Below are 14,277 nucleotides of genomic sequence, written 5' to 3'. Positions count from 1 at the left end.
CCACGCTGATGTCGTTGGGGCAGGGGAGCTAGTGCTGCCATCGTCCTAGCCGATGCCACTCCCCGCAATCCCGCAAATTTTTCCAATCTTTCCAATTACCTACGGTGAATCGTTTGATTATCGACAAAAAACACTTGCGACCATCGATTTAGATGATAACGTTTCAACTAAATTGAATGCCGAATGCGACAGTCAACGTTTGGGAGGACGTGACATGACCAGCAGCAGTAGATTTATGCCCGAAATCAGCCGCCGTACCCTGCTCGCAGGGGCAGGGAGTGCGGCGCTTGTGGCGATGGCCGGGGGTGCCCGGGCGCAGGAGGCCGTCAGCGGCGAGCTTGTCGTGCTCAACTGGCTCGGCGGTTCCGAAGCCGACATGATGAAGGCGGTTCAGGCCGGGTTCCTGAAGAAATATCCCGATGTGAAGATCCGCGAGGTGCTGATCACCGGCCAGGGCGACATGCGTGGCGGTATCCGCACGGCGCTGATGGGCGGCGAGGTGGTCGATGTGCTGATCAACACCTGGCCCGCCTTCCGCAAGGAGCTGCTGGATGCCGGCATGCTCCGGCCCGTCGACGACCAGTGGAAGAGCTTCGGCTGGGACAAGGTCATTAGCCAGTCCTGGAAGGATCTCGGCGCCATCGATGGCAAGACCTACGGCCTGACTTACACGTTCGGCGACCGTTCCGGCATCTGGTACAAGAAGGAACATCTCGCCAAGGCCGGCATCACCGCGCCGCCGAAGACCTGGGACGAGTTCGTCGCCACCTTCGCGAAGCTGACGGCAGCCGGTTTCTCGGCCCCGGTCGCCATCCCCGGCAAATACTGGGCGCATGCCGAGTGGTTCGAAACACTGCTCCTGAGGACGGCCGGCGTCGAGGCGGCGGCGAAGCTTGCCGCGCATCAGATCCCCTGGACCGATCCGGTGGTGAAGACGGCGCTGACGAAATACAGCCAGATGCTGCAGGCTGGCTGCTGCGGCGCCACCAACGGCATGCTCGCCAACGACTGGGACGGTGAAGCCGACCAGATCTTCCAGGCCAATGCCAAGAACTACCTGCTGATAGGCATGTGGATGAACAACCGCGCCAAGAACGACTACAAGCTCGTCGAAGGCAAGGATTACAGTCTCTTCCAGTTCCCGGCACTCGGCATGGGCCATGACGACACCTCGAGTGTCGATGCCAAGGAACTCTTGGTCACGGCAAACGGCGCCAACCCGAAGGCTGCGGACGTATTCCTCGACTATTGGACCAGCGCAGAAGCCGCCAATATTCTCGCCAAGGCGGGCTACGCCTCCCCGAGCAGCAATGTCGACAAGTCGCTCTATGGCGAAGCCCAGAAGGTGGCGACGGAAGCGGTCGCGAGCTCAAAGCTGCAATTCGTGCTCGGCGATCTGCTGCCCGGCGATCTCGTCGACGAATATCGCGTCCAGCTGCAGAAATTCCTGCAGGATCCGTCGGAAGCGAATATCGACACGGTGCTCGCCGCCATCGAGGCCAAGGCCCAAGGGTCTTACTGATGCTGGGCTCCTCCGCTTCCCCTGTCCGGGGAGCGGCGGGCGTGATGCAGGGTTCTCCGCTGGCTGGCATCCAGGGCCGCCGGCGTCTGCTCAGGGACACGCCCGCCGCACTCATCCTGATCGCACCGGTGATCGTGCTTTTTGCGATCGCCGTCGTCTATCCGCTGGCGGAAACGATCCGGCTGAGCTTCTGGGATATCCAGGGGCTCAGAAAGCCGGCCTTCATCGGCTTCGGAAACTACGCCAAGCTGTTTGCTGACGCGGCCTTCCGCCATACGCTGCTGACGACGCTGATCTTCACGATCGGGACGACGGTGATCTCGGTGGGGATCGGCTGGGTTCTGGCGATGATGTGCGCCTTTGCGCCGCGCGAAACCTTGCCCTTCCGGGTGATGATCTTTGCGGCTTTCGGCATATCGGAAGCCGTTTCCGGCTATATGTGGCTCGGCATCTACCGGCCGGATGCCGGGGGGCTGCTCAATTCGCTGATCCAGCTTCTTGGCTTTCAGGGTTTTGCGCACGCCTGGCTCGGAGACGCCAATACGGCGCTCTGGGCACTGATTATCGCCGCCTCCTGGAGTGGTGTCGGTCTACCGCTGATGCTGATCTTTGCCGCCATCCAGGCGATCCCGAAATCGGTGCTGGAGGCGGCCTATATGGATGGCGCCAAGCCGGTCTCGACCATGCGCCACATCATGATGCCGCTGTCGATGCCGGGCGTGCGCGTTGCCATTTTCATCAATCTGCTCGGCGCGCTGCGCGCTTTCGATATCATCTACATCCTGACCGGCGGCGGGCCCGTGCGCTCCACGGAGACGGTCGGCTACTTCATGTACCGCGAGTCCATGACCCAGTTCAAACTGGGCTATGGGGCGGCCGCCACGGTCATTTTGCTGCTCGCCGTTCTCATCGTCTCCATTCCCGCGATCATCCAGCGGACGGCAGGTGCGCGATGATTGGCAAAGCACCCCGCTGGATCATTATCGCCGTCGGCATCGTCGCCTGCATCTGGGTGATCCCTATCCTTGGCATTGTCGTCACCTCGCTGCGACCGCCGCAAGGCGTGTCGCTCGGATGGTGGCATTTCGAGAGCTTCGATTTCACGCTCGATGCCTGGCGCAAGGTCTGGGACAAATATCCGCTGGCACCCTCGATGTGGGTAACGATGAAGACCGCGGCGATCGCAACGGCGCTGACGATGCTTCTGACGCCGGCAGCCGCCTACGCCTTCCACTTCCTGAACTTCCCGTTCAGGCGTCTGCTGCTGATCCTGATCATCAATGCCTTCGTGCTGCCGCAGCAGGTGGTGATCATCCCGCTCTTCACGCTGTGGCGCGATCTTGGGCTGATCGACAGCATCTTCTCGGTGCTGATCCCCTATGTCGGCCTGTCCTTTGCCTGGTCGATCTTCCTCGTCAAAAACTTCTTCGAGGACTTTCCGCGGGAGCTCGTCGAGGCCGCCCGGATCGACGGCTGCGGACCGCTCGCCACCTTCCGCCATGTGGTGCTGCCGAACAGCCTGTCGCCGATCTTTGCGGTCGGCATCCTGCAGTTCCTCTGGACATGGAATGCGCTGCTTTTGCCGATGCTCTTCCTGCGCAGCGATGTTCCACTTCCGGTGCTGCTCGCCCGCATTTCGGGCAGCTACGAAATCAACTGGGACCAGAGATCAGTGGCCGCCATCATCACCACCATCGTCCCGCTTGTCGTCTTCCTCGTCTTCCAACGTCAGTTCGCCGCCGGCTCGCAGACCCGCACCGGCGCAAAGGAATAGAACCATGCCGAAACTCACCAACAAGCCGCTCCGCTACCGCCAGATCCATCTCGATTTCCACACCTCGGAGCATATTCCGGGCATCGGCTCGGATTTCGATCCGGAGGCTTTCGTCTCGACGCTGAAGGCGGCACATGTGGATTCGATCACGATCTTCGCCAAGTGCCATCACGGCTGGTCCTATTATCCGACCAAGGTCGGCAAGCCGCATCCGCATCTGGCGCGGCCGGATCTGCTCGGCGATATGGTCAAAGCTCTTTCGGCCGCCGATATCGAAAGCCCGATCTATATCTCGGTTCAGTGGGATGAGCTGACGGCGCGCGAGCATCCGGAGTGGCGGGCGATGAGCGCATCCAACCGCTACCAGCACGCTCTGCCCGGCGATCCCTCTGCCGGCAAGCAGCTGAGCCCGGCCTGGCATACCCTCTGCCTCAACCACGAGGGCCTGAGGAAATACATTCTCGATCAGGCACGCGAAGTCGCCCAAATCTATCCGACGCAGGGCCTGTTCTTTGACATCATCCTGACGCCCGATTGCGTCTGCGCCGCCTGTGTCGAGCGCATGCAATGCGAGGGCCTCGATCCCGAAAATCCTGCCGATCGGCTGAAGAATGATGAGGCCGTCAACGAACAGTTCCGCCGCGAGACGAGCAAGGCGCTATTCGAAGAATTCCCCGGCCTGCGGGTGTTCTACAATTGCGGCCACATTCACAAGCAGGGGCCGGAGCGCTTCGGAACCTATTCGCATCTCGAACTCGAAAGCCTGCCGACGGGTGGCTGGGGCTACGACCACTTCCCCTCGAGCGCGCGCTATGCGGCGACGCTCGGCATGGATTTTCTCGCCCATACCGGAAAATTCCACACATCCTGGGGCGAGTTCGGCGGCTTCAAGCATCCGGACGCCCTGGAATATGAATGCGCCCAGATGATCGCGCTCGGTTCCAAATGCCTGGTCGGCGACCAGCTGCATCCGAACGGTGCGATCAACCCGGATACCTATGCTTCGATCGCGCCCGCCTACCGGCGCGTCGAGAAGATGGAGCCTTTTCTGGAAGGCGCCAGGCAAATCTCCGAGATCGCGATCCTTTCTGCCGAGCATATGAACCCGGAGGGTGCTCGTAACCATCCGAGCGACGATGGCACCGCGCAGATGCTGCAGGAGTTGAAGCGCCCCTTCGACGTTATTGATATCTCAGCCCGCTTTGAACAGTATCGGCTGCTGATCCTGCCCGACGAAATTACTGTCGATTCCGCCCTCGCAGCCCGGCTGAAGACCTACCTTTCCAATGGCGGCAAACTCATCGCCTCCTGGCGCTCGGGTCTTGGCGAAGACGGCCGCTTTGCCGTCGATTTCGGCATCGAGCGCCAGCCTGAACCGGTGTCCTTCAAGCCGAGCTACGTAAAGGCTGACAAGGTGCTCGACACGTCGATGCCCGAGACAGCCTTCGTCTTCTACGACGAGGCGGAGACCGTGCGCTCCACCGACGCGACCGTGCTTGCCGGCATCTACCCGTCCTATTTCAATCGCTCCTACAAGCACTTCTGCTCGCATCAGCACGCGCCCGACAATCCGGATGCCGATATGCTGGGTGCTGCCGTCACCGAACATCGCGGTGCGGCCTATATCGCCTATCCGATCTTCCGGCTCTACCGGGCCATGGGGCAGCCGCTCTACAAATATGTCGTGCGCGGTCTTCTCGACCGCCTCGTTCCGAACCCGGCCATGGTCACCGATCTTCCGTCTTCGGGCCGCGCAACGCTGACACGCCAGGTCGAGCACAACCGTCATGTCCTGCATCTTCTCTACGGACCGCCGCAGATCCGCGGCAAGGCTGTGCGCGGTGACGACGGTTCGACGCGGGTGATGGAGATGATTGAGGACATTCCGGCGATCGGCCCGGTCAATGCGACGGTGCGCCTGCCTGAGAAGCCGAAGCGGGTGTTCGACGCGATGACCGGCGAGGAGCTCGCCTGGCATGCTGACGCCGATGGCGCCGTCAGCATCACCGTGCCGCGCCTCCATATCCACAGCGCCGTGGTTTTCGAAGGCGCCTGATTGAGGCGGCCGTCGCCGGACGGCCGCACCCGGTGCCTCTGCCGCTTGCGCTGGTGGGCGGCAAGGCGCTGGGTTATATGACGAAATGGCGTTATTGGGGCGCCGTTTTGGCGATAGACGTGCAGGGGTTTGCTTGAAATGGACGAGACGGATCACACAGCTGGGAGAAAGCGCGGAGCGACGATCATCGACGTTGCCAAGGTGGCAGATGTCGCGGTCGGCACCGTGTCGCGTTATCTCAACGGCCAGACGATCCGCCGCTCGAACCGCGAACAGATCGAACGGGCGATCCAGGATCTCGGCTACAAGCGCAATGCCGCCGCTGCGTCGATCCGCACCGACCTGACGCACATGATCGGCTTCTTGGTGCCGACCTTCGACGAGTTCCATGCGCGCATGCTGGAGCATCTGGCAAATTCCGTGCGCCGGACGGGGCGGGCGCTCCTGACCTATTGCCACGGCGGCGATCCGCGCGTCGTGGCCGAAGCGCTCGATTTCTTTGCCGCCCAACGCGTCGATGCGCTCATCATGGACGGCACGGCCGAGGTCTATGACCGCGTCGACGATCTCATCAATCATGATATCCCGATCATCTTTTACAACAACGACGTCCGGGGCCTCGCGGCAGACCGGGTGATGGTCGAGAACCACAAGGCGAGCTACCGGCTGGTCAGCCACCTGGTCGATCTCGGCCACCGACGCATCGGCATCCTGACTGGCGATCCGCGCAATTCGTCCGGCATCGAGCGCCTGGCAGGCTACGAGCAGGCGCTGCGCGAACGGGGGATCGCGCCCGATCCGGCGCTTGCCGTACGCGGCAACTGGCGGATGGACGGCGGCTATGAGGCGACCAAGCGGCTGATGTCGGTGGAGACCCCTCCGACCGCGATCTTTTCCGCCAACTACGGCATGGCCGTCGGCGCGCTCAGCTGGCTGAAGGAAAACGGCCGCCATGTGCCGGAGGACGTGTCGCTGGCGAGCTTCGACGACGTCGCCGTTTTCCGGCTCTACGAGGCGGGCATCACCGCCGTGGCGCAGCCGGTCGCCAGCATTGCCGAAACGATTACCGACATTCTCGTCGAGCGTCTGGCGGAACCGGCGGGCGGGGCGACGCGCAGCGTCGTTCTGGAATGCGACATCATCCTGCGAGGCTCGACGCGCAGGGTGACCTGACGCGCGCTGCCCGCCAAGCGGTTAAAGGGAGGAAGCTTTGGCCAGCGTTGAACTGCAGAATATCGACAAGTCCTATGGCAGTTTCGAAGCCATCGGCGGCCTGAACCTGAGTATCGACGACGGCTCGTTCACCGTTTTCGTCGGCCCGTCCGGATGCGGAAAATCGACGCTGCTGCGGATGATCGCCGGTCTCGAAAAAATCACCGGCGGCGACCTCAAGATCAATGGGCGGCGGATGAACGAGGCCGACCCGATCGAACGCGGCGTCGCCATGGTCTTCCAGAACTACGCGCTCTATCCGCATATGACCGTCGAGCAGAATATCGGCTTTTCGCTCCGCATGGCCGGCATGGCGAAGGACGAGATTGCGCGGAGCGTCGCCGCGGCGGCCGCAACGCTGCAGATCGAGCCGCTGATGAAACGCAAGCCTGCCCAGCTTTCCGGCGGCCAGCGCCAGCGCGTGGCGATCGGCCGCGCGATCGTTCGCAATCCCGAAGTCTTCCTGTTCGATGAGCCGCTCTCCAACCTCGACGCGGAACTCAGGGTCTCGATGCGCGTCGAGATCGCCAAGCTGCATCGCCGCATCGGCGCAACGATGATCTATGTCACCCATGACCAGACGGAAGCGATGACGCTTGCCGACAAGATCGTCGTCATGCGCTCCGGCAAGATCGAGCAGATGGGGACGCCGGACATGCTCTATGCCGATCCGGACAACCTCTTCGTCGCCGGTTTCATCGGTTCGCCGCGCATGAACTTCCTGGAGGGAACGCTGGGGCGGACGGGCTCGTCAGGCTCGATTGCGGCGCGAGCTTCCGCCCGGATCTGATGCATGCTGGCGGCCGCGACGTTCCCGTCAAGGTCGGCATCCGGCCGGAACATTTCACCGGGCAGGAGAGCGCCGGCGGCGCGATCGACGTGAAAGTCGATGTCGTCGAAAATCTCGGCGGGACGCGCTTCATCTATGGGACGCTGTCCTCAGGGCAATCCGTCATCGTCGAGGATCGCTCCGAAACATCGCGCCGCCCCGGCGAGACGGTGACCGCGGCCTTCCCGGCGCGCAAGGCGCTGCTGTTCGGCGCAGACGGCCAGCGCATCCGCGATCTGAAACCTGCAAACGCCATTCCGGCGGAGTGATCATGAGCGACGATATTCTCTGGTACGACAGGCCGGCCAGCCTCTGGACGGACGCGCTGCCACTCGGCAATGGCAGGCTCGGCGCCATGGTCTTCGGCGACCCGCATCACGAGCGGCTGCAGATCAACGAATCGACCTTCTGGGCCGGCGGCCCGTATCAACCGGTCAATCCTGACGCCTACGCTTATCTGCAGCAGGTGAGGGAATTGATCTTTGCGGGGCGCTATGCCGAGGCCGAGGCCATGGCCGAGGCGCATCTGATGGCGCGGCCGATCAAGCAGATGTCCTATCAGCCGGTCGGCGATCTCCGGATCGAGCTCTCCCATGGGCAAGATGTCTCCGGCTACCGCCGAAGCCTCGATCTCGCAACGGCGACCTCGGTGGCGTCCTACACGGTCGATGGCGTCAGCTTCCTACACGAGACCTTCGTTTCTCCGGTGGATGATATCCTGGTGATGCGAATTTCCGCCGACAGGAAAGGTGCGATCAACGGAAGGATCTTGATCGACAGCCCGCAGCGCAGCGCGCTGAGCAAGATCGAACCGCAGCAGCTGATACTGTCCGGCACCGGCAAGTCGGAATCCGGCATAGCCTCTGCCTTGCGCTTAACTTTCGGCATCAGGGTGATCAATAGCGGCGGCGAGCTTAAAGCAGCGCCCGGAGGCATCGATTTCGAGGCAGTGGACGAGCTTATTATCCTGCTCGACGCCGCCACGAATTTCAGGCGCTATGACGACGTCTCCGGCAATCCGGACCGGGATATCGAAGAGAGGCTCGACCGGGCATCCCGCCGCGCTTACGCCGATCTTCATCGCGACCATGTCGCCGAGCATCAGCGGCTTTATGGCGGCTTCTCCATCGATCTCGGCTCTTCGCCTGCCGCAGGCCTGCCGACCGATCAGCGCGTCGCCGAATTCGCCAATGGGCATGATCCGGCTCTGGCGGCGCTCTATGTCCAGTTCGGCCGCTACCTGATGATCGCCTCGTCGCGGCCGGGCACCCAGCCCGCCAATCTTCAGGGCATCTGGAACGATCAGACCGATCCGCCCTGGGGCAGCAAATACACCGCCAACATCAATCTGCAGATGAATTACTGGCTGGCGGCGCCCGCCAATCTGACCGAATGCATCGAGCCGCTGATCGCCATGGCAGAAGATCTCGCCGAAACCGGCCGGGAGATGGCGAACGTGCATTACCGCGCCCGCGGCTGGGTGATGCATCACAACACCGATCTCTGGCGTGCCACAGGCCCGATCGACGGCGCGCAATGGGGCCTCTGGCCGACCGGCGGCATCTGGCTGATGGCACAGCTTCTCGATGCCTGTGATTACCTCGATGATCCCGAGACCACCCGAAAGCGCCTGTTCGCCGCAGCGAAAGGGGCCGCCCAATTCATCTTCGACGTGCTCGTGCCGCTGCCCGGCACGGACTATCTCGTCACCAACCCATCGCTTTCGCCGGAGAATATCCACCCGCACGGCGCTTCGATCTGCGCCGGTCCGGCAATGGACAACCAGCTGATCCGCGATTTCCTGACGCTCCTGCGTCCGCTCGCCGTCTCTACCGGCGGCGAGGCGGCTCTCGTATCGGAGATCGACGATATTCTGCCGCGCCTGGCGCCCGACCGTATCGGCGCCGCCGGCCAGCTACAGGAATGGCTCGAGGACTGGGATATGGACGTCCCGGAGATCCACCACCGCCATGTCTCGCATCTCTACGGCCTCTATCCGAGCTGGCAGATCGACATGGACAGGACCCAGGACCTGGCCGCCGCCGCCCGCCGCTCGCTGGAAATCCGCGGCGACGACGCCACCGGCTGGGGCATCGGCTGGCGCATCAATCTCTGGGCGCGGCTGCGCGACGGCAAACACGCCCTCGACGTCGTCAAGCTTCTCCTCAGCCCCGAGAGAACCTACACCAACCTCTTCGACGCCCACCCGCCTTTCCAGATCGACGGCAATTTCGGCGGCGCAGCCGGCATCCTTGAGATGTTGGTTCAATCAAAACCGGGGCAGCTGAGGCTGCTGCCGGCATTGCCCAGCGAGTGGCAGAGCGGATCGGTCTCCGGTCTCAGAATCCGCGATGGTATCGTCATCGACTTGTCTTGGGAGGATGGGCAGCCCACGCATGTCAGGCTGGTTGGCAAGCGTGATGCCGAAGTGAGTGTTATCGTAGATGATCGCAGCATCGAGGTATCGCTGTCTGCCTTGGAGCCAAGGGATGTCGATCTCAGGCGCTCGCTAGGTGGCTAGGTTGGTGATGCGGCGTCTAGTTGACGCGATCAAATTTCCCGTTGCTATTGCCCCCAAATAACCGCCTCCTCGTGGCGCTTGATCAAGTGGCGAAGCGTCTGGAAGCCAGAGCGGATATAGGTGGCGAATTGTTCGACGGCCGGTGTGCGCGGGGCATCGACGCGCTTGAGGATGGCAAGTGCTCGTTCCGGATGCGGGATGTTGATCGGCAGCGCGGTGATCGATCTTTCCTTGCGCTGGGCGAAGACGACGCTGTGCGGCATGACGGTCAGCGCATCCGAGGCTTTGAGATAGTTGATGACGCCCATCAAGGAGCCACCGGAGTAGCGCACCTTGATTTCAGTGCCGCCGAAGGACAGGAGCAGTGCGCGGAGGTCGGCGAGCAGCGGGCTGCCCGGAGGCGGTGCGACCCAAGGATAGCTCAGAAGCTGGCTCGGCTGCAGTTTTCTCTTCAGAAGCAGTGGATGCGTGAGACCGCAGGCGATGACGTTGCGGCCGGGCAGAATCTGCTGGAATTCCAGCCCTGAACCTTCGTCGAGAATATCGATCGGGCAGATGGCGATGTCGATCTGGTCGGCCTTCAATCCGGCGCGCAAATCCGGGAAATAGCCGTAGCTCTGATCGATGCGGACATCGGGATGGGTGGCCTGGAACTCGGCGCAAAGCCCGGCGATCAGAGAGTCCATGAAGAAGGGCGTGCCGCCAACCCGAACGACGCCGCTATTGCCGATCCGGAAGCTTTCCACGAGGTCTGAGGCCTTGCGGGATGCGGCAAGCATGACGAAGCCGTGCTCGGCCAGCGCCAGGCCAAAGGCCGTTGGCTGCAACGGGCGCCGGCCCTTGATGAACAGGGGCTCGCCGACGCGCTTTTCGAGCATCGAGAGCGTTCTCGATACCGCCGACTGCGCCAGCCCCAGCAGCGCTGCCCCCTCCGTAACGCCTCCGGTTTTCACGACTGCCGCAAGCTGGATCAGGTGTCTTTCATCTATCTTCATAACGATCTGTTATAATGATCGGCAACAAAATCATCAACCGCCCAGGAAGCGCTGTTAATGTTCTCTTCACCCACAGGCGATGAGGAGGAAAAGCATGGCGGGCCATATTCCGACGCTGACCTTCAGCGAGGCGACATCGTCAGAGGTGTTTGCCGAGCGGCTGGCCGGTCAGAAAGATGCTGACATCGCGCAGCTGCTCGCCGCCGCCGTTGCCCATGTCCACGACCTCATCAAGCAATTCAGGCCGACGCAGGAAGACTGGCGCAAGGTCATCGCGTTCCTGACGGATGTCGGACACGCCTCCGACGAGCGCCGCCAGGAGTGGGTGCTGCTGTCGGATCTGACGGGCGCTTCGGCGCTGGTCGAAGCGATCAATTCCCGCAGGCCGAAAGGGGCGACGCCCAATACAATTCGCGGCCCCTTTTTCCGCGACGATGCGCCGGAGCGCCGGGCCGGAGCCTCGATATCGCTTGACGGTATCGGCGAGCCCCTGGCTGTCTCGGTTCGTGTCGAGGATCTCGATGGCTTGCCGATCCCAGGCGCGGCGGTCGTCACCTGGCAGGCGAATGACCAAGGCTTTTACGAAAACCAGCAGCCGGACCTGCAGCCCGAACATAACCTTCGCGGACTGTTTCGCACCGGCAGTGACGGACGGGTTGCCTATCGCTCCGTCGTGCCCTCGGGTTACGGCGTGCCGGGAGATGGCCCTGTCGGCCGCTTGCTGTCGGCGGCGGGGTTTCCACTGCATCGGCCTGCCAACCTCCACTTCGTGATCCGCGCCGAAGGCTTCGAGACGATCACGACGCATGTTTATGACGCGAGCGATCCGTTGCTGGCGGAAGATGCGCTTTTCGGTGTTCGTCCCGAGCTCGTTCATAGTTTCGATCCGGCCGATATCGATGGCCGGAGGGGAAAGGCCGTCGCGCTGACATTCGTGATGGTGCGTTCCAAGCCGGGGAGAGCGGCATGAACACGAGGTTTTCCTATGCAGGCAGCCCCGCCCGCATCGTCTTCGGAGACGGAAGCCGGGACAGCGTGCGGGATTGGATCATGAAGTCGGGCGCGACGCGTGCGCTGGTTCTCTCCACTCCGCATCAGAAGCCGGATGCCGAGGCGCTCGCCCATGATATCGGTGATCTCGCCTGCGGTGTCTTCGCCGGCGCCGTCATGCATACGCCGGTCGAGGTGACCGAGGCGGCGATGAAAGTTGTGGCGGAGACGCGCGCTGACTGCGTCGTCTCGCTCGGCGGCGGCTCGACCACGGGCCTTGGCAAGGCAATCGCCTACCGGAGCGACCTTCTGCAGATTGTCGTGCCGACGACCTATGCCGGGTCCGAGGTCACATCCATTCTCGGCCAGACCGAAGGCGGCCGGAAGACGACGGTGAAGGACGCGAAAATCCTGCCGGAAGTGGTGATCTACGATCCGCTGCTGACCCATGGATTGCCCGTTGCGATGAGTGTCACGAGCGGCCTGAACGCGATGGCACATGCTGTCGAGGGCCTCTATGCACAGGATCGCAACCCGATCTCCAGTCTGATGGCGGTCGAGGGATTGCGAGCCTTCGCGCGCAGTCTCCCTGAAATCGTCAAGGCGCCCGGAAATGCGCAAGCGCGCAGCGACGCTCTCTATGGCGCATGGTTGTGCGGAACCGTGCTTGGGGCAGTCGGGATGGCGCTGCATCACAAGATCTGCCACACGCTCGGCGGCTCCTTCGATACGCCGCATGCCGAGACGCATGCGATCATGCTGCCGCATACCGCGAGCTTCAATGCAAAGGCGGCAGCCAATGAGCTTGCCCCCGTTGCCGAGATTTTCGGAGGGTCCGTCGGCGGCGGGCTCTGGGATTTCGCCAAATCCATCGGCGCGCCGCTCTCGCTGCGGGATTTAGGTTTGACGGAGGCCGATCTCGACAAGGCGGCGGGGATCGCGGTCGAGAACCCCTATTGGAACCCGCGGCCAATCGATCGCGGTTCCATCAGGCAGCTTTTGCAGAATGCCTGGGAGGGCCGCCGGCCAGCCGAGTGAATTTTATCGCGCAGTGGAGCGCGCTCTTTGGGAGGAGAGGGGACTATGGGAGGTCACATGTTTACGAGACGCGATTTTCTGAAGACCACGGCAGCCGGCGGTGCGATCATCGCGACGTCGGGGCTAGCAGCACCGGCCATCGCTCAGGACAAGGCGATCAAGCTCGGCTATGTCAGCCCGCAGACAGGGCCGCTTGCGGCTTTCGGCGAAGCAGACAAGTTCGTCATCGACGCCTTTCTGGCGACGACGAAGAAGCAGGGGCTGAACTACGAGGTCGTCGTCAAGGACAGCCAGTCCAACCCGAACCGTGCAGCCGAGGTTGCCAAGGAGCTGATCGTCAACGACGAGATCAACCTGATGCTGGTCTCGTCGACGCCGGAGACCACCAACCCGGTTTCGACAACCTGCGAAGGCGAGCAGATGCCCTGCATCTCGACCGTCGCGCCCTGGCAGCCGTGGTTCATCGGCCAGCAAGGCAATCCAGGCGACCCGGCATCATGGAAGCCGTTCGACTATGCCTATCACTTCTTCTGGGGCCTCGAGGATATCATTGCCGTCTTTACCGGCATGTGGGGACAGATCGAGACAAACAAGAAGATCGGCGGCCTCTTCCCCAATGATGGAGACGGCAACGCCTGGGGTGACAAGGTTGTCGGCTTCCCGCCGGTTCTCGAAAAACTGGGCTACGGCCTGACGGATACCGGCCGCTACCAGAACCTGACCGACGACTTCTCGGCGCAGATCAACGCCTTCAAGCAGGCGAATACCGATATTCTGACCGGCGTCATGATCCCGCCGGATCTGACGACATTCTGGAACCAGGCAAAGCAGCAGGGCCTCAAGCCGAAGATCGCCTCGATCGGCAAGGCGCTGCTTTTCCCGCAGACCGTGGAAGCGCTGGGTGACGCGGGTCACAACCTGTCGACCGAAGTCTGGTGGACGCCGAGCCATCCTTTCAAGTCATCGCTGACGGGCGATAGCGCTGCTGCCGTTGCAGACGCCTTTACCAAGGCGACCGGCCGGCCGTGGACGCAGCCGATCGGCTTTGCACATGCGCTGTTCGAGCTCGCAGTCGACGTCATGAAGCGGGCTGAAGATACCGCTGACGGCGATGCCGTTGCCAAGGCGATCGGCGAAACCAAGCTTGATACGATTGTCGGTCCAGTCGCCTGGGGCAGCGACAAGCTTCCGCCCTTTGCGCAGAAGAACGTCGCGAAGACACCGCTTGTCGGCGGCCAGTGGCGTCTCAAATCCGGTGGCGGCTACGAGCTGGTGGTCGTCGAGAACAGCCTTTCGCCCAACGTGCCGCTCGGCGGCAAGCTCGAAGCGCTGGCGTAACT

At 62.4% G+C, this 14,277-nt stretch carries 10 protein-coding genes and 1 pseudogene; 10 read left to right on the top strand and 1 reads right to left on the bottom strand.

Annotated features, from left to right (window positions below):
• Positions 1–214 precede the first annotated feature (214 nt).
• From F2982_RS21900 to F2982_RS21870, 7 genes and pseudogenes are all read left to right on the top strand, one after another.
• Positions 215–1,522, top strand: coding sequence for an extracellular solute-binding protein (locus tag F2982_RS21900; protein WP_203430879.1), 1,308 nt, complete (start codon positions 215–217; stop codon positions 1,520–1,522).
• A complete protein-coding gene (locus F2982_RS21895; RefSeq protein WP_203430878.1) occupies positions 1,522–2,478 on the top strand; it encodes a sugar ABC transporter permease in 957 nt (318 codons plus the stop codon). The genes F2982_RS21900 and F2982_RS21895 overlap by 1 nt, the downstream gene beginning before the upstream one ends.
• Complete coding sequence (locus F2982_RS21890; RefSeq protein ID WP_112717818.1) at positions 2,475–3,296, top strand: carbohydrate ABC transporter permease; 822 nt, start codon at positions 2,475–2,477, stop codon at positions 3,294–3,296. The genes F2982_RS21895 and F2982_RS21890 overlap by 4 nt, the downstream gene beginning before the upstream one ends.
• 4 nt (positions 3,297–3,300) lie before the next feature.
• Positions 3,301–5,352 carry a beta-galactosidase trimerization domain-containing protein gene (locus tag F2982_RS21885; protein WP_203430877.1) on the top strand — a complete coding sequence of 684 codons (2,052 nt, stop codon included), beginning with the start codon at positions 3,301–3,303 and terminating at the stop codon, positions 5,350–5,352.
• Between the two features lie 138 nt (positions 5,353–5,490).
• Complete coding sequence (locus tag F2982_RS21880) at positions 5,491–6,525, top strand: LacI family DNA-binding transcriptional regulator (protein WP_203430876.1); 1,035 nt, start codon at positions 5,491–5,493, stop codon at positions 6,523–6,525.
• A gap of 37 nt (positions 6,526–6,562) precedes the next feature.
• Positions 6,563–7,662 (top strand): annotated as a pseudogene (ugpC, locus tag F2982_RS21875) (sn-glycerol-3-phosphate ABC transporter ATP-binding protein UgpC).
• A gap of 2 nt (positions 7,663–7,664) precedes the next feature.
• Positions 7,665–9,914, top strand: a complete 2,250-nt coding sequence (locus F2982_RS21870; RefSeq protein ID WP_203430875.1) for a glycoside hydrolase family 95 protein — start codon at positions 7,665–7,667, stop codon at positions 9,912–9,914.
• A 44-nt stretch (positions 9,915–9,958) separates the two neighbouring features.
• Here F2982_RS21870 and F2982_RS21865 read toward each other — a convergent pair whose 3' ends face one another.
• Positions 9,959–10,909 carry a LysR family transcriptional regulator gene (locus F2982_RS21865; RefSeq protein WP_112717827.1) on the bottom strand — a complete coding sequence of 317 codons (951 nt, stop codon included), beginning with the start codon at positions 10,907–10,909 and terminating at the stop codon, positions 9,959–9,961.
• Positions 10,910–11,003: 94 nt separating this feature from the next.
• Here F2982_RS21865 and F2982_RS21860 point away from each other — a divergent pair, with 94 nt between their 5' ends.
• From F2982_RS21860 to F2982_RS21850, 3 genes are read left to right on the top strand one after another with little or no spacing between them, the layout of a single operon-like run.
• Positions 11,004–11,879: a dioxygenase gene (locus tag F2982_RS21860; protein ID WP_130281141.1), complete on the top strand. Its 876-nt coding sequence runs from the start codon at positions 11,004–11,006 to the stop codon at positions 11,877–11,879.
• Positions 11,876–12,937 (top strand): maleylacetate reductase, encoded by a 1,062-nt coding sequence (locus F2982_RS21855; protein WP_203430874.1) that lies wholly within the window; start codon positions 11,876–11,878, stop codon positions 12,935–12,937. Before F2982_RS21860 ends, F2982_RS21855 begins: the two co-directional genes overlap by 4 nt.
• Positions 12,938–12,994: 57 nt before the next feature.
• On the top strand, positions 12,995–14,275 hold the full coding sequence (locus F2982_RS21850; RefSeq protein ID WP_199625170.1) for an ABC transporter substrate-binding protein: 1,281 nt from the start codon (positions 12,995–12,997) through the stop codon (positions 14,273–14,275).
• Positions 14,276–14,277 lie beyond the last annotated feature (2 nt).

It is taken from the genome of Rhizobium sp. BG4, assembly GCF_016864575.1.
Taxonomy (GTDB): domain Bacteria; phylum Pseudomonadota; class Alphaproteobacteria; order Rhizobiales; family Rhizobiaceae; genus Rhizobium.
Note: the sequence above shows the minus strand (reverse complement) of the source record. Positions and strands in the feature narration are given on the sequence as shown.